Origin of the sequence: Clostridium luticellarii (genome assembly GCF_002995845.1) — a bacterium.
GTDB lineage: Bacteria > Bacillota > Clostridia > Clostridiales > Clostridiaceae > Clostridium_B > Clostridium_B luticellarii.
In genome coordinates, this window is the sequence record NZ_PVXP01000012.1 from 36,717 (window position 1) to 56,930 (window position 20,214).

Here is a 20,214-nt window from a genome sequence, read left to right on the forward strand (position 1 = left end):
ATGCTTATGCTAAAATATAGTGACAATACCTAAGAGGAGGATTTTTGATGAATAGAGTTTCTGACAGTATATTGTCCAAGGTGGAAAAACCTGCACGCTATATTGGGGGAGAAATGAACTCTTATATAAAGGATAAAAATAAAGTGGACGTTAGATTCGCATTTTGTTTCCCCGATGTCTATGAGGTAGGCATGTCACATCTTGGTATGAAAATACTGTATTATATATTAAATGAGAGAAATGACACTTATTGTGAAAGGGTTTTTGCACCCTGGCCGGATATGGAAAAACTTATGAGAGAGAACCACATATATCTTTATGGATTGGAGAGCAGGGATCCCATAAGAGATTTTGATTTCATAGGTTTTACACTTCAATATGAGATGAGCTACACCAATATTTTAAATATGCTGAATCTGTCAGGATTATCTGTCAGGGCTTCTGAAAGAGGTGAACAGGACCCTGTAGTTATATGTGGAGGTCCCTGTGCCTACAATCCTGAACCTCTGTGGGATATAGCAGATTTGTTTACCATAGGGGAAAGCGAAGAGCAGATAAATGAGATCATGGATCTATATAAGATGTATAAGGGCAGAAAAAAGAAATTTTTAAGGGAAGTATGCCACATAGAGGGAGTGTATGTTCCATCACTTTATAGTGTAAACTATAACGAGGATGGAACCATAAAAAGTTTTGAACCAATTTATGAAGATGTTCCCAACCAGGTCACCAGGAGAATAATAAAAAATTTCAATGAAGTTCAATATCCTGATAGGCTTGTAGTCCCATTCACTGACATAGTGCATGACAGGATAGTCCTAGAGACCTTTAGAGGCTGTACAAGAGGATGCAGGTTTTGTCAGGCTGGTATGATATATAGGCCTGTTAGAGAAAAGAGCACTTCAAAATTATTGAAACAGGCAGATGAGCTCATAAAAAATACGGGTTACTCCGAGGTGTCTCTCACTTCTCTAAGTATATGTGATTATTCTGATTTGAAAAATCTGGTTCATGGTTTTATAGAAAGGCATAAGAAGGATAAAGTGGGGGTGTCCCTTCCCTCCCTTAGAATAGATTCTTTTTCGGTGGACCTAATCAACGAAATACAGAAGGTGAGAAAAACCGGGCTGACTTTTGGGCCTGAAGCTGGAAGTCAGAGAATGAGAGATGTAATAAACAAGGGTGTTACGGAGGAAAATCTGATGAACTCTGTGTGCAGTGCCTTTAAGTCTGGATGGTCCACCATTAAATTGTATTTTATGATAGGACTTCCCTATGAGACCATGGATGATATAAAGGGAATAGCAGATTTATCAGAAAAAGTAGTGAGGGAATATTACAAAGTTCCAAAGGAGATTCGAAAGAAGGGTCTTAAAGTAACAGTCAGCACCTCTATATTTGTACCAAAACCCTTCACTCCCTTTCAATGGACTCCCCAGATAAAAATGGAGGATGTGAAAGAGGAGATAAATGTGATAAGAAGTTCCATAAAAAGCAGACATGTGCTTTACAATTGGCATGAAAGCCCGCTTAGCTATCTGGAAGCCGTATTTGCAAGAGGAGACAGAAGAGTATGTGATGTACTTATAAGGGCCTATGAAAAGGGGGCCCAATTTGACAGCTGGTCTGAATACTTCAAATTTGATGTATGGGAAAACGCTTTTAAGGAATGTGGTGTAGATGGAGATTTTTATGCCTACAGAAGCAGAGACTATGATGAGATACTTCCCTGGGATTTTATAAATGCAGGTGTAGATAAAAAGTTCTTGATAGATGAAAATGAAAATGCCAAGAATGCCCGGGTAACTCCAGATTGTAGACTAGGATGTAAAAACTGCGGTGTCAATGTTAATTTAGGAGGGAAATGTTTTGAGGGAACAGTATCTGATAAAGTTCAGTAAAGGACAGAACATAAAATTTATAGGACATCTTGATTTGATGAGAACTCTCCAGAGGATGATAAGGAGATCCGGTATACCTGCAGAATACTCCCGGGGATTCAATCCACACATAAATATGTCCATAGCACAGCCGCTTTCTGTAGGGGTTTATTCTTGTGGAGAATATATGGATTTATATTTGGAGCAGAGTATTTCAGAAAAAAAGGTTATGGAAAAATTAAATAACAGTGCACCCTCCGGAATAAGGATATTAAAAGTGAACAAGGTAAAAAGAGTTGAAAATAGAAAGGTGTTTAAATCCATGGCAGCAATAAGTGCGGCTGAATATTTAATAGGCATGCAGTACAATAATGCTGATAAATTAAAAGAAAACATGGATGATCTAATGAATAGGGAACACTGGTATGATTTGAAAAAGACTAAAAGAGGAGAGAGCAGAGTAGACATTAAAACACTGGTAAAAAAGATAGATTGTACTTTTGAAAATGGCAGATTGATTTTAAATGCCTTGATTTCCTGCGGAAGTACAGAAAATTTATCGCCGCAGCTCCTGGTTCATTTCATACAATATAATACTGAAAATGCAGATAAGGAGAGTTTTGTTGAAATAATGAGGAAGGAACTATATGGACAGTTGGATCATGCTTTAGTTCCACTCAGCGAGTATGTGAACTGTATATGACAGAAGATGATTTTTAAAGAAAGGAGAGATCTGTGCTTGAGGGAGATATTTGTGGAAAGAAATGGGGGACTTTTAAGAATCATTATAAGACAAAATGGTATTTTAAAGGAATGTCTTATTGAGGAACAAAAGGGTGATGCGTATCCAGGAGAGGTGTACAATGGTGTGGTTAAAAACATAGTTCCTGCTATAAAATGTGCTTTTATAGATATAGGGTGTGGTAAAAATGCCTATATGTACATGGACAGTAAATTCAAAAATCTGAACTTGAAAAAGGGAGAAAAGCTTCTTGTACAGGTGGTTAAGGAAAGCTATGGGAAAAAAGGAGCCAAAGTGGTTAATAGTATAAGTATACCAGGGAAATACTGTGTTTTAGATGATTTTATCCATAATGTACAATTTTCAAAAAAGATAGATGACAGGGATTTCAAAAATAGAATAGCAAAAAATATAAAACTGCCTGCAGATGTGGGAGTTATGATAAGGACTGATGCCCAGAATGTGAATGTAGATGCTGTAAATAATGAAATAAATAAATTGTATGAAGATTATAGTAGTATAGAGAAAAAAGGGCGTTATTCATTAAAACCGGGATTGATATTTGAAAGCGGCGGAATACTCGGCGAAACTCTCAGGGACAAATTAAATGATGATAAGTTTAAAATATATGTAGACAATGAAAAAGATTATGCCTGTGTGCAGAATTTTTTGAGATATGTATGCAATGTGGATGTGGAACTGATACTGCACCAGGATAATAGGAACTTGTTTTCATATTATAATCTGGAAAAGGAAATATTGAAGCTGAGAAACAGCAGGGTAGAATTGAGCTGTGGCGGATACATAATAATAAACAGAACAGAAGCTATGTTTGTAATAGACGTGAATTCAGGTAAAAATACAAAAAACAATACTATGAATAAAACCGTACTCAGTACTAATCTGCAGGCTGCAGAGGAAATTTCCAGACAGATAATACTCAGAAATTTAAATGGAATAATTTTGATAGATTTCATAGATATGGATAGACAAGAAGACAAAGAAAGAGTTTTGTGTAAATTGAAAAGTGGGTTTTCAAATGATAAAAATAAAATCCTGATATATGATTTTACAGAACTTAACCTGGTACAGATAGCGAGAAGGAGAAAGGGAAAACCCATATATGACTATATAGAGGAAAATTGTGCATGCTGCAGCGGCATTGGAAAGAAAATAAAGCTGTCCTATATGGTTCTGCTCATTGGAAATGAAATTTTAAATATGAGCAGGGAAAAAAATATAAAAAATATTCATATCCAGATAAATTCATATTATAAAAAAGAAATAGAAAAAGATTTACAGGGCTTTGTAAAGAACATAGGGGCTGATAATATGACGGTTTATATTACCTATAAAGATAAGTTATTCATGTATAAATTGGAACCTCTTGTATTTGAAAGTCAGCTGGAGCAGCTTGAAATGTTTAAAGTAAATTGAATCCAAAAAGCTTTACAAAGAGAGGTATATGTGTTAAAATGACACCTGTAGACCGCTCGAAAGAGGTTTAAATTATGCTGAAAAAGATTCTGTATATACCTTTTAGGCGAGACTGGATTGAGGAGGTGTTTTGAATGTATGCGGTTATAGAAACTGGAGGAAAACAGTATAAAGTTGCAGAAGGAGACGTAATTTACGTTGAGAAACTGGATGCTGAAGTTGATTCAACAGTTGAACTTGGAAATGTACTTATAGTGAGTAAGGACGATGAAGGATTGGTTGTTGGGAAACCTGTAGTTGAGGGAGCCAAGGTAAATGCCAAGGTTTTAGCTCAGGGAAAATCCAAAAAAGTTGTGGTATTTAAGTATAAAGCTAAAAAGGATTACAGGAAAAAACAGGGTCATAGACAGCCTTATACAAAATTGCAGATTGAAAAAATTGATGCATAATTATGATTAGAGTAATATTTGATAAAAAAGATGGTAATTTGGTTTCAGTTTCACTTCAGGGTCATGCGGAATGGTCAAAGCAGGGATATGACCTGGTTTGCAGTGCTGTTTCAGCTGTATCCCAAAGTACTGTAATTGGGATAATTGAAGTGCTGAAATTAAATCTTGACTATTCCAGAAAAGATGGATTCTTGAGTTTTTCTCTGGAGGATATGGAAGAAAAAGATATTTTAAGATGTCAGGTACTTATGGAAACTATGTTACTTTCTTTGAAGAGTATAGAGATTAATTTTGGTAAATATATAAGTGTAAAAGTGAAGGAGGTGTAGTTGCATGATGATCATGGACCTTCAGCTGTTTGCTCATAAAAAAGGAGTAGGTAGCTCAAGAAACGGTAGAGACAGTGAGTCAAAGAGGCTTGGAGTTAAATCTGCTGACGGACAATTTGTTTTGGCAGGCAATATATTGGTGAGACAGAGGGGAACTAAAATCCATCCAGGAAATAATGTGGGTAGAGGCTCTGATGATACTCTGTTTTCGAAAATTGACGGCGTAGTTAAATATGAGAGAATGGGAAAGACTAAAAAAAGAGCAAGTGTATACCCTTTAGAGGTAGAAGAATTAGCAGCTGAATAGTGTTATTGGGCACCCTTATAGGGGTGCTTTTTTAAACCTGTGTGTTCTTTTTGAGTGAGTCAATCCAGGGGCGTAGCAGTTCTTAACCTGCCATGTTGTGAAACTGGGAGGTTTAGAAATCCATCGGGTAAGGTGATTCTTAGGTTCGTGGAAATTTGCTTCTAAGAAGGATCTTTCTTGGGAGGAACCTTAGAAGAACCAATCCAGGGGCGTAGCAGTTCTTAACCTGCCAGTCATAAGACTGGGAGGTTTAGAAATGATAGCCATCGGGCAAACTAAATATAATAGAAGGGAAGTGATTTGAGATGTTTGTGGACACAGCCAGAATATTCGTCAGATCCGGAAAAGGTGGAGATGGTTCCGTTTCTTTTAGAAGAGAAAAATATGTACCACTGGGAGGACCAGATGGCGGAGATGGTGGAAAAGGCGGAGATGTTGTATTGGTAGTAGATACAGATATGACCACTTTGCTGGATTTTGCATATAAGAAAAAATATGCAGCTGAAGATGGTGGAAATGGTCTTGGCTCCAAATGTTTTGGAAAAAATGGAGAGAATCTTTATATAAAAGTACCTCTCGGCACAGTTGTAAGAGATGTAGAAAGCAATAAAATAATATCAGATTTGTCCCACCCGGGCGACAGATGCCTGGTGGTAAAAGGAGGAAAAGGTGGAAGGGGAAATGTCAGATTTGCTACTTCTGTAAGGCAGGCACCTGATTTTGCCGAACCGGGAATGCCAGGCGAAGAAAGGTATGTAAGTCTTGAATTGAAGATACTTGCAGATGTAGGACTTGTGGGATTTCCCAATGTAGGTAAGTCTACTCTTCTGTCCGTAGTTACTAAAGCAACACCCAAAATTGCAAATTATCATTTTACAACATTATCCCCTAATCTTGGTGTAGTTGATGTACCGGGAATTAAGAGTTTTATAATGGCTGATATACCGGGTATAATTGAAGGAGCAGCAGAAGGGGTAGGACTTGGAATAGAATTTTTGAGACATATTGAAAGAACCAGAGTCCTGATACATGTAGTGGACATATCAGGTATAGAGGGAAGAAATCCTCTGGAAGATTTTATTAAAATAAATGAAGAACTGAAAAAATATGATGTGAAGCTTTGGGATAGACCTCAGATAATTGCTGCAAACAAGGCAGATATGTTATATGATGATAAATTATTTGAGAATTTTAAGAATGAGGTTAAGAAATTAGGTTACACCAAAGTTTTTAAAATATCTGCTGTTACACAAAAGGGAATAAAAGAGCTCATGCAGGAAACTGCAGCTATGCTTGATTTAATACCTGTTACTGATGTTGAAATAAGTGAGGAGGATAGATTTATTCCCCAGGAAAAGAAGTTCACTTATAACATAAGAAAAGAAGGAAATGTCTATATAGTTGAGGGAAGCTTTGTGGACAGATTACTGGACAGCGTAAATGTAAATGATCCTGATGAATTGAGATATTTTTATAAAGTGCTGAAAAATAAAGGAGTCATCAAGGAATTAGTGGATAGTGGAATTAAAGATGGGGACATAGTAAGACTCAACAATTTTGAATTTGACTACGTGATGTAATCTATAAATAAATGGGGAGAAACAGATGATTAAAAAAGCTATTTTTGGAGGAACTTTTGATCCAATACACATTGGACACATACACATAGCTTATGAAGCATTGTATATGCTGAAATTAGACAAGGTGGTATTTGTGCCAACTGGCAATCCGCCTCATAAATCAAAAGAGGATATAACAGATGCTCTTTTGAGGCATAAGATGGTAAAAGAGGCTATTAAATCAGAGGACAAATTCACTGTAAGCGATTATGAAATAAGCAGACCCAATTTAAGTTATACTTATAATACTCTAAAATATTTTAGCGATCTTGAAAAGCAGACTCAATGGTATTTCCTTGTAGGGATGGATTGTCTGATGGACCTTGAAAACTGGAATAAAATAGAGGATATATTTAAATTGTGCCAATTTATAGTATTTAACAGACCCAGCTTTCCGGCATTTACGATGAAGAGTATAAAAGAAAAAAAGAAAAAAATTGAGGACAGGTATTCTACTGAGATCATATATTTAAATGCACCACTTTTGGATATTTCCTCTACTACCATAAGAAAAAATATAAGTGAAGGAAGAAATGTAAATTATCTTTTACCGGGAAATGTTTCCCGTATTATTAAACAACTTGGTCTTTATAAATAGTTTTATAATTTTTATTTTGGAGTGATAATTGATGTGGAATGAGGAACAGATTATAGAGTACTTAAAGGAAAAGTTAAAGAAAAGCAGATATGAACACAGTTTGAGTGTAAGAGATACGGCTATAAAAATGGCTAAAATTTATAATGCAGATGTTAAAAAGGCAGGTACGGCAGGGCTGGTTCATGACTGTGCAAAATATATGTCAAACGGGCAAATACTGTCTATAGCAGAGCAAAATGGAATGGAAGTAGATGAAGTAGCTAGAGCAAATCCACAACTTCTGCACGGCAGTATTGCTGCTGTAATAGCAAAAAATATCATGGGAATTTGTGATGAGGATATATTAAGTGCCGTGAAATATCATACTACAGGTAAAAAAAATATGAATATTCTAGAGAAAATAGTATATATTTCGGATTACATAGAACCTTTAAGAGATTTTCCAGGGGTAGAAGAACTCAGGGAAAAGGCCCTTACGGATTTAAACGGGGCTCTGCTGGATGCCTTTAACAACACTATAAAGGTTGTGATAAGCAGAAATCAATTACTTCATTTAAATACAATTCAGGGAAGAAACTATTTAATATATAAGACTTTGCATCTGTAATTTTATAGACATAATTCTCTAAATATTTAACATTAGATATGAAAATTTGATATAATGATGTTGTTACATATTGCAGGCTGATGTTTTATTTTAGTATATTCAATTAGATTTTACAAGGAGGGTTATTATGAAAAAGAATATAATAAGTACAAAAAAGGCACCTGGAGCCGTAGGACCGTATTCCCAGGCTGTTAAGGTGGGAAACTTTTTATTCACTTCAGGTCAGATTCCATTGGATCCTGCAACTGGAGAGCTTATCTCAGATGATATTAAAAAAGCTACTGAAAGGTCACTTGAAAATATAAAGGCACTGCTTAAAGAAGCAGGTACATCCTTTGATAAAGTTGTTAAGACCACTGTATATGTAAAAAATATGTCTGATTTTGCAGCTGTAAATGAAGTTTATGCAGCGTATTTTAAAAAAGATATGCCTGCAAGATCCTGCGTGGAAGTAAAACTTCCCAAAGATGCATTGGTTGAAATAGAAGTAATAGCATTGGTGGATTAAATGGAACATAGTCAAAGAGTGAACTTTTAAAGGTTCACTCTTTGACTGTTAAGATTTATTTTTTCTATTTTAGGCATGGATAGATAGGGAAAGGATTATATTGCATGGAAGAAAATAAAATAGTATTTAAGGTGAGACAGGAAGATGAAGGATTGAAGCTAAGAGCATATTTAAAAAAGGTTCAGAGGCTTTCCAGCAGACTTATAAAAGGGGCGGCTTTAAGTGGGAGACTGGAGATAGACAATAAAAGAGTGAAACTAAATCATATAGTAAAGACCGGAGAAAGTGTATCTTTAAATCTTATAAAGGAAGAATCCCAGAATATTGAGCCTGAAAAAATGGATATACAGGTGGTATATGAAGACAAGGATATAATAGTTGTAAACAAACAGCCTGGTATAGTTGTCCATCCTACCAGAAGCTATCCCAATGGTACCCTGGCCAATGGAATTATCTATTATTTTAGAAAAAAGGGAGAGAACTGCATAGTCAGATTGGTGAGCAGATTGGACATGGATACCTCTGGACTTATAATAGTGGGAAAGAATCAATTTGCACATATGTGCCTGGCCAGGGATATGAAAAGCAAGAACTTCCAGAAAAGTTACATAGCTGTTATTCACGGAAAGATGGATGATGAAGAAGGAACTATAGATTTACCCATATACAGAAATAAAGAAGCCGGAATAAAGAGGGTTATAGACGAGAGAGGCCAGAAAAGTGTAACCCATTATAAAGTAATGGATAATTTTAAAAATGCTCAGCTATTGAGGCTTACTCTTGAAACTGGAAGGACCCATCAGATAAGGGTTCATTTAAGTTATTTAGGTCATCCGCTGTATGGAGATTCACTCTATGGATTAGAAGATGACAGCCAGTATATAAAAAGGCAGGCACTTCATGCCTATGGACTTAAATTTCCCCACCCGAGAGGCGACAGACTGATGGAGCTTAAATGTGATATTCCCCAGGATATTTTGGATCTGATAAACAAAATAAGTTGAAGCTTTGATATTGAATATCTAAAGCCTCAACTTATTTATTAACTGCTCTGAAAAATATTTTTTATCAAAAATTGGCAAATATCATTTAAAACTATTTATTTATATATATAAACTTTCTTATGGTGAAAATGACTATAGCTGTTAAAAATACTGCCATAATTGGAATTGAGTATTTGTTTTTCATTACCAGGTTTTGAATGACGTCTGAATCCAATATTTGTTTTTCAGTATGATTCACACCACTTGAAAGCTTCAATTCTCCTATATTTTGACCTTTAAAATACACCGTGGCTTTGTTTACTACATCTCCAATTTTGAAAAATTTAAAGGACAGATTTTTATTTTGTATGTTTAAATGTGGTATGGATTTGTCATCCTTTTGTTTTACATAGTAAAAATCAGAATTTGCAATAAGTGGAATGGAAAGTTTGTTTCTGTTATAGGTTGTAACTAAATCCCCTTTTGAATACAGTTTTGTCAGTTGAAAATTGTTGAAGCCAAAATCAAATAGGGATATTGAATCCTTGAAAAAGGTTTTGTTTTTATCGTGGATTAAAGCCACAATCAATTCCTGACCATTTCTTGTAGCAGTTGCTGTATAAGAGTGGAGAGATTGAATTGTGTAGCCTGTTTTACCACCTTCACATCCGCTGTAATAGTACATAGATTGTTTTTGTACAAGCTTATTCTCATTCCATACGGTTCTTGGCTTCGCAGATTTATTAGTAGGAGCAATGGTGTAAGATGTAGTAGTTGCAATTTTTGAATATTCAGGAGTTTTAGACAGTGCTCTCATTATAAGTGATAAATCCCTGGCAGAAGTTTTATGATTTTCATCAAACAGTCCGGTGGGATTTACGAAATTTGTATTTTTTGCACCTAGCTCTTTTGCCCTGGCATTCATTTTTGCAGCAAATTTATCCATGGAACCGCTTATGTGTTCCGCCAGTGCTTCTGCACAATCGTTATCAGAAGCCAGCAATAACCCGTATAATAAATCTCTTACAGTTATTTCTTCACCAGGGTAAAGACCCAATCGGGTTCCCTCTACAGCTGGTGGATTTTTGCCAATCACCACTTTGTCATTTAAATTTGTATTTTCCAGTGTTAAAAGGGCGGTCATTATTTTAGTGGTAGACGCCGGTGGATAAGGTGAATCGGGATTTTTGGAATACAGTAATTGACCGGTGGCTGCATCTAATATAACTGCGCTGTCAGCAGAAACAGCAGGAGGTGTTTCTTTAGCATAAATATTATGTAAGCTGCATGAATAAATAAGTAAAAACAGTAATATAAATGTAATTGTTTTTTTCATTTTTTCCTCCCTTGTTATTATCTTTAAACATTGTATTAAAAGACAATATTAAGTGGCAAAATTTTTTTAAAACTGTCAATAATTTAAATTATAAACTTAAATATAATTTAATGCAAATTGCAGCTTTCTTACTGTAATTGATATTGAAAGGGGAGATAAAATGAAAAACAGGAAAAAAATAATAGGATCCATTATAATTTTGGCACTGTTTTCTGTGTTCCTGGCAGTGGGATATGTACACTCCAGACCGGCAAAAGTGAATAAGGACAGTGAAAATATATTCAGAGAACAGAACACTGGTGAAAATTCCAAAGGTACTGAAGCTGTCAATAATACAGGAGAAATAACCGTTTATATAAACGGTGAGATCAAAAAGCCTGGAGTATATAAACTTAAAAACAACAGCAGAGTTGAAAACCTGGTGAAGGCAGCAGGAGGTTTTACAGATGAAGCCGACAGTTTAAAGCTGAATCTGGCTAAAAAATTAAAAGATGAGGACTATATATACGTAGACAGTAAAACAAGCAATGCTGCCGGAAGTTCAGCTTCTCCCGTATCCTCCCAGAGCCAAATGGGAAGTGATGGCAAAGTAAATATAAACGAGGCATCCAAGGAAGAACTTAAAACCATACCAGGTATAGGAGATGTTACTTCCCAGAAAATAATAGACTATCGGGAAAAAAACGGAGATTTTTCCTCAGTGGAAGATCTGAAGAAAATAGACAGGATAGGGGATAAGACCCTGGAGAAAATCAGGGATAAAATAGATATAAGATAAACAGATCGGTTATAGAAAAGTAAAGCACGAACGGCGTTACTTTTTTATAATCTGACTTAAAAAGGTTGAGCCCAAAATAAGTATACCTCCCAGTACCTGGATAGATGTCATGGTTTCACCTAGAAACAGGGCGGAAATAAATACTGCCGAAATTGGATCTATGTAGCTTAAAATTGCTATAGATTGTCCATCTAATTTTTTTATAGAACTGAAATAAAGTAAATAGGCTATGCCTGTATGCAAAATGCCTACTATCAATATAAATATCAAGGCGCTGTGGTTTATTTCACCAATGTTGATGTGGCTTTTATAGAACATACTTAGCAGGAGTACCAGAGCTGCTGTTACAAGCTGGATCAGTGTGGTTTCAAAGCCTGATAAATTTCTTATGAACTTGTTCATTAAAATTACGCTGGCATAGAGCACTGCACCTAAAATTCCATATATTATGCCTTTTAAATGATTGTAGGAACCTGTCATGGCATTATTACCTGTGATTAAAATTAAAAATAGTCCTGCCAGCGCTATGATGACACAGCTCACTTTGGTAAAGGTAAGCTTTTCCTTCAAGATGAAAGGAGATAACATTATTACAAATACAGGAGCAAAATAATAGGTAAGAGTTGCAATGGATACTGTGGTGTATTTATATGCCTGAAATAATGAAATCCAGTTTAGTCCCAGAGCTGTTCCAGATACCAGGAGCAGCAGAAGATTTTGTTTTATTGACTGGAAGGATATTTTTTTCCTTGTTAAACAGCATACACAGACTAGAAAAAGACTTCCAATGAAAGATCTGAAAAAGGCAAGTTCGGAAGAAGGCAAATTTATATTTTTTACAAAGACACCAATGCTTCCAAATATAAGCATGGATATGATGATATTGAGTTTAGCATTCATTTTCTGGTCCCCCTAAAAAAGTTTTTTATTTTTAAAGTAATTATAAAACAATTATAAAATAAATTATCTGTATATTACAGTGTATATGAAAATATATTGTGTGGATTTCCAAAATTATTGATGTTATAATTTTTACATGGATAAAAAATTGTAATTTTTCAAGAATTTAAATAAAAACAGCATAAAAGAGGTGGACCGATTTCTAGTACAATTCACTAGAGATGAAATTAGATTATGAAAATGGAAAAAGTAAAGGGAAATACGTTTTATATTGATACAGGAATGACATATATACCTTTTTACAAGATCAATGATAGAGAAATTATAATGCTGGATACGGGATGGGCTGAGGGAGAGAGAAAGGGAATAGATGAACTCCTGGAAAAAAATAATTTTAAAGTTTCCGGAATAATATGCAGTCATGCTCATGTAGATCATGTGGGAAATAATACCCATTTAAAAGAGAAATACGGATGTACCATTGCCATGTCTGCCTATGAAGCGCTTATATGCAGTTCAGCAGTGAATTTGAAACTCTATTATAATGGCCAAACTCTGTCGGAGGTAAAAGAACATTTTGGAAACATGATCTGCAAGACCGATATCTTAATCTTAAGTGATGAAGACAGAGTAAAGGTATGTGACATTGAATTTGAAATTATTCATACCCCGGGACACAGTCCTGCACATATTTGTATTGTAACTCCTGACGGCGTTGCATATCTTGGGGATTCTCTTATAAGCTATGAGGTTATGGAAGGAGCAAAAATGCCCTATGCCTATATACTCACAGAGGATTTGAAGAGCAAGAAAAAACTCTATGATCTAAGGTGCAGTAAATATATAGTGGCACATAGAGGTGTGTTTGACGATATTACAAAGCTTATAGATGATAATGTGAATTTTTATAGAAATAGAGCCCAAAAAGTATGTGACACTATAAAAGGTTCTATGACAATGGAAGATATAATGAAAGCCGTTGTTGAAGATTTTAAGATTCATATCGGTAATAAGTACAAATACACTCTTATAGAGAGAATGCTCAAGTCCTATCTGGAGTATTTAAATGAAAAAGGAGTTATAGAATTGAATATAGATAGCGGATTTCTTAAATATTCAAAAGTACATTGTCCTGATTAAAACTTTTCAGACGTTTTCCAGGGCCTGCTCCATATCTCCTATTATATCCTCCACATCCTCTATTCCCACAGATAATCTGAGCAGATCATCATATACCCCCATTTGCATTTTTTCTTCTTCTGTATTATTGGAGCATATAGTGGAAGAAGGATGAATTATTATGGATTTGGTGTCACCTATATTTGTAAGATTTAATATGAGTTTCAGGCGGTTTAGAAAAGCAAAGGCTTTTTCTTTGCTTCCAAGTCTGAAAGTTAAAATACCACCGGCTTCATTTTTATAATATTTTCTAATCAGATCATGGTATTTGGAGCTTTCCAGGCCGGGATAGTTTACTTCTGAAATTTTTTTGTTGGACTCTAAATATCTAGCCACCATAAGTGTATTTTTACAATGTTCCTTCATTCTAAGGGCAAGTGTTTCCACTCCTGTGAGATTTAAAAATGCACTAAATGGTGACATGGCTGGACCTATATCTCTTCCTATGGTATCTTTGAGCTTGGCTGTAAAGGACATATTTCCGAATCTTTTTACATAAGGTTCAAAATTGCTGTATTTTGAGTCAGAATATTTGCTGCCTCCACCGTCTATTATAATTCCACCTATGGAGTTGGAGGTTCCATTTATGTATTTGGAAGTGGAATGTATTACCACATCTGCTCCATGCTGCAGAGGTTTTATGAGATATGGAGTTGTCATGGTTGAGTCAATCATCAGAATAATCTTGTGCAGCTTGCAGATCTTTGAAACAGGTTCTATGTCAAGAACATTCAGCTTGGGATTCCCTATAGTCTCTGCAAAAACCAATCTGGTATTTTCATTTATGGCCAGTTCCAGAGACTCTTTGTTTAATTCTTCTAAAAATTTTACTTTTATTCCAAAGGATCTTAAATTTCTTATCAGGGTATAGCTGCCGCCATAGAGACCACAGGAAGCAATTATCTCGTTTCCGGGTTCCAGTACGTTCATAATTGCAAGGTAGATGGCGCTCATGCCCGATGCTGCAGATGTTGCACTCAATCCGTCTTCTATGCTGGCCATTCTTCTTTCAAAAGAGATGACCGTGGGGTTGGATATTCTGGTGTAGGCATAACCCATGGTTTTTCCAGTGAATATATCCTCCAGATTTTCCGCACTTTTATGAGCATATGCATTTGAAAGATAGATGGGGGCATTGGTGGCTCCAGTATAATCTATATTAAAATTTCCATGTATGAGTTTTGTATTGAATTTCATTGTTTCACTCCCAGTAATTTATTTGAAGGATGGTATTTAACAGGGATACCACCCTTCATTGAATTCACATTACTTTTTTTGTATAACCAATAAATTGTAGCCGTCATAATTTGTATCTGTAAAAATTATTTCGTTTCCTTCTTTTGTCACACTTTGGGGAACATTGTTTATAGGATCTCCGTCATCTAAATAAAATCCCAGCTTTTGTCCGGATTTTATTTTGGAAAGTTCGACTTTTACCTTTACAAAATTTATAGGACATTTTACTCCTCTTAAATTCACAATTTTAAGATTACCGATTTTATCATGACCGTCGACTTCATCATTGTCCTCATTGTGGGACTCTGACTGCACGTTTTTTTCTTTTGGAAGTGTTATTTCCAATTTACCGTTTAAGGATTTATACATGGCATCCACTTTATTGTACAGGTATTCCACTTCCGAAACTCTGTCGGATATGTCATTTGCACTGTCTATTTTGTAGTCTATGAGATCCTCAAAAAGCTCTTTAATCGAGGATTTAACATAGCCTGTCTCTATAAAATTCTTGCTGAATTCCTCAAATATCTCTCTGTCTTTGTTTGAATCCACTCCTTTAAGTACCAGAAGGGTTCTGGCCGAGGACAGTGCAGAGGAGTACAGATCGGAATTTTGTTTTGTATCTTTGTACCTTTCAAGGGAGGCTTCGGCATTTGACAAATCCAGTCTTATAACATCCATTACGCCGGAACTGCATTCTCCAGGTCCTCTGCCCTTTAATGAAAATTTCTCGCAGGCTCCAAAATCAAAGTAGATGTCTGTTTCACCGATAAATTTATCCACGTCGGTATACTTGCTTATAAGAGCTTTTATATCCGATGACCTGTTATCCAGAAAATCATAAAAATCTTCATATCCGGAATTCACTTTTAGTTCTGCAAGTTCATGGATGAACAGGGGAACTTTCTTTGCTGGTACATCTCCGTAAGTATCACCCATTCTGGCTATATTTGATCCCACTTTTCCCCCAAAGGATATGGAGTACATTGGAATCAGGCCATTTTTTGTTCGTTTAGCTCTGCCATGAAAGCCAAGAGCTCCTTTTTCGTGCTGGGCGCAGGAATTCGGGCAGCCTGATATAAACAGTCTTGGCAGTGCAGCTTTTATTTGAGATGATGCACCCTCAAATTCCTTCTTTATGGCTTTTAATAGATTTTGTGAAAGACATAATCCGAGCTGACAGGTGGAAGCACCCACGCAGGTTACAGAGTTGTCTATGTTGTATAGGGAAGTAAAGCTGCCTGTTATTTCTATAAGAGCTTCAGCATCTTTTTTCTTCAGGTCTCTTATAAAAAAGCCCTGGGTATTTGTTACCCTGATGGATGTTTCATAATCCAAATTTTCTATAAAAGCAAGTACTTTATTCAAGTTTTCAACTTTTAAATTTCCGCTTTGAGGATGAACATAGACGGAATAGTAGCCTTCCTGCTTTTGTGGAAACAGTACATTTTTAAGTTTTTCATCCACTTTTACGTCCTGGACAATTTTGGCGTCGGGATGTAGTGTAAATTCATTTTCATCCACCTGTATGTTGAGACTGCCTTTTTCCTTTAATTTGTTTATTTCTTCCTCTAGCTCTTCAACAAATTTTTTTTCGCCCAGTCTCATGAGGATGAATCGTATTCTGGCCTTGTTCTTATTGGTTCTGTCTCCTTCGGCTTCAAACACATTTTTAAGACCCTGTATATAGTATAGTATTTCATCTGCTGGTATGAAATTACTTAATTTTAAAGAAACTCTCGGGCTTCCTCCAAATCCTCCGGCTCCATATACCTCAAAGCCCCTTTTGCCATCTGCTATTTTTGCAATAAACCCCAGATCGGATATGGTTGCATTGCCTGTATCTTCTGGAGTATTGGAGAAAGCTATCTTGTATTTCCTGGGCATGTTCATGGTTGTCGGATCTTTTATGAGGTAATTGGTGGCTGCTTTTACATAGGGTGTTACGTCAAAGACGTCATCTATTGAAACACCTGAAAGAGGGGAACACTCCACATTTCGAACAGTATTTCCCCCCGTGCCTTTTGTTATTATGCCTACTTCTATAAGGGAATTTATTATTGGATAAGCATCTCTTAAATCAACACTTTGAAATTGAATGTCCTGTCTGGAGGTGAATTTCAATTTGCCTTTTGCATATTTTTCTGCAAGTTCACTTATACGTTTGAATTGTTCTAAAGTTATGACTCCTCCGGGTATTCTGGTTCTCACCATATAAGTTTCCTTTTTTCTCTGCTCATATACTCCCATGGAAACTCTAAAAGCCTTGAATCTCACAGGATCTATTGCATTGTTTAAATACTGCTGTGATTTTTCTTTTATGTCTTCTATGGATTTATAGTGATCTTTATTTATATTTATCACAACATCTCACTCCTTTTTTAAACTATTTTATATTCAAGCTTTTCAACATTCTTATTTTTGTCGATTTTAAACAAATTAAATACTGGTTTCTCTTTTTCAAGAGATAAAATTCCGTATAATATTTTGTCATCAAAAGCAAGTCTTTTATCCTCTTCAGATGGTCTGGAAGGTGAATAAGGATGAGAATGATAATTGCCAATCATGTTGAATTTCTCGCTTCTCATGAGCTTTACAGCTCTGAATTGTTCGGCAGGATCCATGGAAAAATGATCACTGCTGTGATCTGTATTGGTCAGGGAGTATATTTTTTTAATAAAAATGTCTTTTCCAGAATCCAATCCTCCAAGATAACCACAGCATTCATTGGGAAATTCATTCCTGGCCTGTTTTAAGATTTTTTCATACTGCAATTTGTATATATATATCATAATTATCACCTGTTCAATTTGCTGTTTTGAGATCACAAGCTGCCTGTTCGTAATCTATCAGTTTTTTTATTGTGGGGTGCTCACCGCATATACCGCAGTTCTTGTTCTTGGATACCCTTATTTTTCTGAATTCCATTGTCATTGCGTTGTAAGTCAAAAGATATCCTGCAAGAGTACTGCCGATTTTTAGTATATACTTGAGGGCTTCTGTTGCCTGAAGAGATCCTATGATTCCACCCATTACACCTAGAACACCTGCTTCTCTGCAGGTTGGAACAACTCCTGCCGGGGGCGGTGATTGAAAAATACACCTGTAACAGGGAGTGCCGTTGTCGGGTATATAAGTTGTGAGCTGCCCCTGAAATCTTATTATTCCTCCATGTGAAAATGGTTTTTTGGAAAGTACACAAGCATCGTTTATTAAAAACTTAGCTGGAAAATTATCTGTACCATCTATTATAAAATCATAATCTCTGTCTTTTATGATATCCAGAATATTGCCGGAATTTACAAGCTCATTATAGGTTATTACATTTACATCTGGATTCAATTCATTTATGGTTTCTTTTCCGGACTGAACCTTGGGTTTTCCCACGTCCTTTGTCTGATGGATTATCTGCCTTTGAAGATTTGAAAGATCCACTACGTCTCCATCCACAAGACCTATGGTTCCTATTCCTGCAGCGGCCAGATACATGGCAGCAGGTGCTCCCAGACCGCCTGTACCTATAATGAGGATTTTGGAGTTTAGAAGTTTTTCCTGACCTTCCACACCTACTTCTGACAGAATTATGTGCCTCGAATATCTTTCTATCTGCTCCTCACTAAAATCCACTGCTTCCACCTCCCATAAAGTACAGAAAATCTATCTTGTCATTTTCTTTTAGAATAGTACTGCCAAAGTTAGGTCTGTCCACGAATTCATCATTTAGCTGTACGGAAACCATATCCGGCATTTCTACGTCTTCTATTTTTAAAATTTCTGTTACAGTCACTCCCTCCTTTATATCTTTAATTTTACCATTAATCGTTACTTTCATGATACCCTCCTTGTTGTTAAATGAAGTATTAATCTTCTAACCATTTTGGAAAGAAGAATCTATACTTAACATCAAAACTTTGACAAAATAAAAACCCTCCTGATATAATTTACAAGAAAGTTTTTTATATAATTTTCTCATCTTTCAGGCAAATTATGTAACCCGCTGGAATTGGCACCTTTGAAATAATCAGGTTGCCGGGCATCATAGGGCCAGTCCCTCCGCCTCTCTTGATAAGAATTCAATATTTAATTGATTAAATACTAACACACTTAAAATAAATTTGTCAATAAATTTATTTTTATCGTATTGACACCGGCCTCCCTTTCGTACTATATTTTTATTAGGTTACTGGATGCAGAGAGAGTTTGATTGCAAAGAATGCTTTTCTCCATAATTGTGCATTGAATAAAGTATACAATAATGATAAAAGGTATGATGTTATGATAGACAATTATAGATTATTTAGAGATTTGACCCTGGAACAAAAAAAGATATTTAATTTAATACAGAAAAATGGATTGATGACTAAAAATGAAATCCTGTTTAAAACAGATATGAAACTAACTACATTGAATCGCATTATGAATCCGCTTGAAAAGAAATCCATTTTAGTCCAGAAGTGTATAGGAGAGTCTACAGGTGGGAGAAAACCTGTGTTGTACGATGTGAATGTATGCAGATTTTATATTGTGGGCATAAGCATATGCAGTACCTGTGTACAGGTATCCATAGTGAACCTGAGGATGGAAATCTTTTATAAAAAGAGTTTTTATATTGATTTTTGTATTTCCTGTGATGAGGTAATAGAAAAAATTCTATTGACTATAAAAAGTGCCTATGAAGAATTGAATCTGGAACTTCTTCAGCTTGTGGGAATTGGAGCTGCAGTTGAGACGGGGCTTTGGAATGATGAGCACATAGATAAAATACTTGAAGAAAAGTTGGGATGCAGTGTAGTTGTCACCAATTGCGCAAATGCAGCTGGCACTGCAGAGTATTTCTATGGATCAGGCAAAAATTTTAAAAATATGGCTTATTTTGATTGTGGTGCTGGATTGAAACAGGCAGCAATTATTCAGGGCAGGATTATAAGATCATCTGAAGACAATGAATATGCCTTTGAGCATATGATTGAAAATATGGATGAAAGTGTGGATTTTAATAAATTGTACTCCAGTTTCATAAAAGATAATGATATGTCTGAAAAATATCTTCTTGAAGGTGGATCAAAATTGGGGAGATGTATTAAAGCTTACATAAATCTGCTAAATATTGAATGTATAATACTAAATGGATCCCTGATTGATTATAATATGTTTTATGAAACCTGTATAAAATATATTCCTGAAAGAGTTTCTATAAAAAGGTATGGATATTTTAAAAAAGATGCATTTTCAGTGGGTGCAGCGGCTCTTTTCCTAGAAGGCTGCATTGATAATGAAATTGAGGAACATAAAAAAATTATTATTGACAAAGCATTTTAAAAGTTGT

The 20,214-nt window shown here is 35.5% G+C and carries 21 protein-coding genes and 1 riboswitch; of the genes, 14 read left to right on the plus strand and 7 right to left on the minus strand.

Going from position 1 to position 20,214, the window contains the following annotated elements:
• The first annotated feature begins 47 nt into the window (after positions 1–47).
• From CLLU_RS06255 to CLLU_RS06305, 11 genes are all read left to right on the plus strand, one after another.
• The gene (locus CLLU_RS06255) at positions 48–1,901 is read left to right on the plus strand and encodes a TIGR03960 family B12-binding radical SAM protein (RefSeq protein WP_106008714.1); all 1,854 of its coding nucleotides are present in this window, start codon (positions 48–50) and stop codon (positions 1,899–1,901) included.
• Entirely contained in the window at positions 1,870–2,583 is a 714-nt protein-coding gene (locus tag CLLU_RS06260; protein ID WP_106008715.1) for a TIGR03936 family radical SAM-associated protein, read from the plus strand. The genes CLLU_RS06255 and CLLU_RS06260 overlap by 32 nt, the downstream gene beginning before the upstream one ends.
• A gap of 36 nt (positions 2,584–2,619) precedes the next feature.
• The gene (locus CLLU_RS06265) at positions 2,620–4,059 is read left to right on the plus strand and encodes a ribonuclease E/G (protein ID WP_106008716.1); all 1,440 of its coding nucleotides are present in this window, start codon (positions 2,620–2,622) and stop codon (positions 4,057–4,059) included.
• Between the two features lie 134 nt (positions 4,060–4,193).
• Positions 4,194–4,508: a 50S ribosomal protein L21 gene (gene rplU / locus CLLU_RS06270; protein ID WP_106008717.1), complete on the plus strand. Its 315-nt coding sequence runs from the start codon at positions 4,194–4,196 to the stop codon at positions 4,506–4,508.
• Positions 4,509–4,510: 2 nt separating this feature from the next.
• The gene (locus tag CLLU_RS06275; protein WP_106008718.1) at positions 4,511–4,837 is read left to right on the plus strand and encodes a ribosomal-processing cysteine protease Prp; all 327 of its coding nucleotides are present in this window, start codon (positions 4,511–4,513) and stop codon (positions 4,835–4,837) included.
• Between the two features lie 4 nt (positions 4,838–4,841).
• On the plus strand, positions 4,842–5,144 hold the full coding sequence (gene rpmA, locus CLLU_RS06280) for a 50S ribosomal protein L27 (RefSeq protein ID WP_106008719.1): 303 nt from the start codon (positions 4,842–4,844) through the stop codon (positions 5,142–5,144).
• 305 nt (positions 5,145–5,449) lie between these two features.
• Positions 5,450–6,724, plus strand: a complete 1,275-nt coding sequence (gene obgE / locus CLLU_RS06285; protein ID WP_106008720.1) for a GTPase ObgE — start codon at positions 5,450–5,452, stop codon at positions 6,722–6,724.
• Between the two features lie 25 nt (positions 6,725–6,749).
• Positions 6,750–7,361, plus strand: a complete 612-nt coding sequence (nadD, locus tag CLLU_RS06290; RefSeq protein ID WP_106008721.1) for a nicotinate-nucleotide adenylyltransferase — start codon at positions 6,750–6,752, stop codon at positions 7,359–7,361.
• A gap of 31 nt (positions 7,362–7,392) precedes the next feature.
• Positions 7,393–7,968 carry a bis(5'-nucleosyl)-tetraphosphatase (symmetrical) YqeK gene (gene yqeK / locus CLLU_RS06295; protein ID WP_106008723.1) on the plus strand — a complete coding sequence of 192 codons (576 nt, stop codon included), beginning with the start codon at positions 7,393–7,395 and terminating at the stop codon, positions 7,966–7,968.
• 127 nt (positions 7,969–8,095) lie between these two features.
• Positions 8,096–8,476: a RidA family protein gene (locus CLLU_RS06300; RefSeq protein ID WP_106008725.1), complete on the plus strand. Its 381-nt coding sequence runs from the start codon at positions 8,096–8,098 to the stop codon at positions 8,474–8,476.
• 104 nt (positions 8,477–8,580) lie between these two features.
• Positions 8,581–9,480, plus strand: a complete 900-nt coding sequence (locus tag CLLU_RS06305; RefSeq protein WP_106008727.1) for an RluA family pseudouridine synthase — start codon at positions 8,581–8,583, stop codon at positions 9,478–9,480.
• A 91-nt stretch (positions 9,481–9,571) separates the two neighbouring features.
• On the opposite strand, the gene CLLU_RS06310 is transcribed toward CLLU_RS06305, so the two are convergent.
• A complete protein-coding gene (locus tag CLLU_RS06310; protein WP_106008728.1) occupies positions 9,572–10,795 on the minus strand; it encodes a D-alanyl-D-alanine carboxypeptidase family protein in 1,224 nt (407 codons plus the stop codon).
• A 160-nt stretch (positions 10,796–10,955) separates the two neighbouring features.
• Between CLLU_RS06310 and CLLU_RS06315 the strand changes: the two genes are divergently transcribed.
• Positions 10,956–11,573, plus strand: coding sequence for a ComEA family DNA-binding protein (locus CLLU_RS06315; RefSeq protein WP_106008730.1), 618 nt, complete (start codon positions 10,956–10,958; stop codon positions 11,571–11,573).
• Positions 11,574–11,609: 36 nt separating this feature from the next.
• Here the strand turns inward: CLLU_RS06315 and CLLU_RS06320 are convergent, their stop codons facing one another.
• The gene (locus tag CLLU_RS06320; RefSeq protein ID WP_106008731.1) at positions 11,610–12,473 is read right to left on the minus strand and encodes a DMT family transporter; all 864 of its coding nucleotides are present in this window, start codon (positions 12,471–12,473) and stop codon (positions 11,610–11,612) included.
• A gap of 234 nt (positions 12,474–12,707) precedes the next feature.
• Between CLLU_RS06320 and CLLU_RS06325 the strand changes: the two genes are divergently transcribed.
• A complete protein-coding gene (locus CLLU_RS06325) occupies positions 12,708–13,613 on the plus strand; it encodes an MBL fold metallo-hydrolase (RefSeq protein ID WP_106008733.1) in 906 nt (301 codons plus the stop codon).
• 6 nt (positions 13,614–13,619) lie between these two features.
• Here CLLU_RS06325 and CLLU_RS06330 read toward each other — a convergent pair whose 3' ends face one another.
• The 5 genes from CLLU_RS06330 to thiS form a co-directional block, all read right to left on the minus strand.
• Positions 13,620–14,849: an O-acetylhomoserine aminocarboxypropyltransferase/cysteine synthase family protein gene (locus tag CLLU_RS06330; protein ID WP_106008735.1), complete on the minus strand. Its 1,230-nt coding sequence runs from the start codon at positions 14,847–14,849 to the stop codon at positions 13,620–13,622.
• A 69-nt stretch (positions 14,850–14,918) separates the two neighbouring features.
• Positions 14,919–17,252, minus strand: coding sequence for a sulfurtransferase TusA family protein (locus CLLU_RS06335; RefSeq protein WP_106008737.1), 2,334 nt, complete (start codon positions 17,250–17,252; stop codon positions 14,919–14,921).
• A 17-nt stretch (positions 17,253–17,269) separates the two neighbouring features.
• Positions 17,270–17,680 carry a M67 family metallopeptidase gene (locus tag CLLU_RS06340; protein WP_106008739.1) on the minus strand — a complete coding sequence of 137 codons (411 nt, stop codon included), beginning with the start codon at positions 17,678–17,680 and terminating at the stop codon, positions 17,270–17,272.
• 13 nt (positions 17,681–17,693) lie between these two features.
• Positions 17,694–18,515 (minus strand): HesA/MoeB/ThiF family protein, encoded by an 822-nt coding sequence (locus CLLU_RS06345; protein WP_106008741.1) that lies wholly within the window; start codon positions 18,513–18,515, stop codon positions 17,694–17,696.
• Positions 18,505–18,720, minus strand: a complete 216-nt coding sequence (gene thiS, locus CLLU_RS06350) for a sulfur carrier protein ThiS (RefSeq protein WP_106008742.1) — start codon at positions 18,718–18,720, stop codon at positions 18,505–18,507. The genes CLLU_RS06345 and thiS overlap by 11 nt, the downstream gene beginning before the upstream one ends.
• A 134-nt stretch (positions 18,721–18,854) precedes the next feature.
• Positions 18,855–18,960: riboswitch (SAM riboswitch) on the minus strand.
• Between the two features lie 128 nt (positions 18,961–19,088).
• Between thiS and CLLU_RS06355 the strand changes: the two genes are divergently transcribed.
• A complete protein-coding gene (locus CLLU_RS06355) occupies positions 19,089–20,207 on the plus strand; it encodes an ROK family transcriptional regulator (protein WP_242977502.1) in 1,119 nt (372 codons plus the stop codon).
• The last annotated feature ends 7 nt before the right edge of the window (positions 20,208–20,214 follow it).

Excerpts from the sequence above, each read along its gene's own strand:
- obgE (WP_106008720.1), top strand. The coding sequence starts at position 5,450 with ATGTTTGTGGACACAGCCAGAATATTCGTCAGATCCGGAAAAGGTGGA.
- rpmA (WP_106008719.1), top strand. The coding sequence starts at position 4,842 with ATGATGATCATGGACCTTCAGCTGTTTGCTCATAAAAAAGGAGTAGGT.
- CLLU_RS06275 (WP_106008718.1), top strand. The coding sequence starts at position 4,511 with ATGATTAGAGTAATATTTGATAAAAAAGATGGTAATTTGGTTTCAGTT.
- CLLU_RS06255 (WP_106008714.1), top strand. The coding sequence starts at position 48 with ATGAATAGAGTTTCTGACAGTATATTGTCCAAGGTGGAAAAACCTGCA.
- CLLU_RS06340 (WP_106008739.1), bottom strand. The coding sequence starts at position 17,680 with ATGATATATATATACAAATTGCAGTATGAAAAAATCTTAAAACAGGCC.
- CLLU_RS06300 (WP_106008725.1), top strand. The coding sequence starts at position 8,096 with ATGAAAAAGAATATAATAAGTACAAAAAAGGCACCTGGAGCCGTAGGA.
- CLLU_RS06320 (WP_106008731.1), bottom strand. The coding sequence starts at position 12,473 with ATGAATGCTAAACTCAATATCATCATATCCATGCTTATATTTGGAAGC.
- CLLU_RS06310 (WP_106008728.1), bottom strand. The coding sequence starts at position 10,795 with ATGAAAAAAACAATTACATTTATATTACTGTTTTTACTTATTTATTCA.
- thiS (WP_106008742.1), bottom strand. The coding sequence starts at position 18,720 with ATGAAAGTAACGATTAATGGTAAAATTAAAGATATAAAGGAGGGAGTG.
- CLLU_RS06330 (WP_106008735.1), bottom strand. The coding sequence starts at position 14,849 with ATGAAATTCAATACAAAACTCATACATGGAAATTTTAATATAGATTAT.
- rplU (WP_106008717.1), top strand. The coding sequence starts at position 4,194 with ATGTATGCGGTTATAGAAACTGGAGGAAAACAGTATAAAGTTGCAGAA.
- CLLU_RS06325 (WP_106008733.1), top strand. The coding sequence starts at position 12,708 with ATGAAAATGGAAAAAGTAAAGGGAAATACGTTTTATATTGATACAGGA.
- yqeK (WP_106008723.1), top strand. The coding sequence starts at position 7,393 with ATGTGGAATGAGGAACAGATTATAGAGTACTTAAAGGAAAAGTTAAAG.
- CLLU_RS06315 (WP_106008730.1), top strand. The coding sequence starts at position 10,956 with ATGAAAAACAGGAAAAAAATAATAGGATCCATTATAATTTTGGCACTG.
- CLLU_RS06305 (WP_106008727.1), top strand. The coding sequence starts at position 8,581 with ATGGAAGAAAATAAAATAGTATTTAAGGTGAGACAGGAAGATGAAGGA.
- nadD (WP_106008721.1), top strand. The coding sequence starts at position 6,750 with ATGATTAAAAAAGCTATTTTTGGAGGAACTTTTGATCCAATACACATT.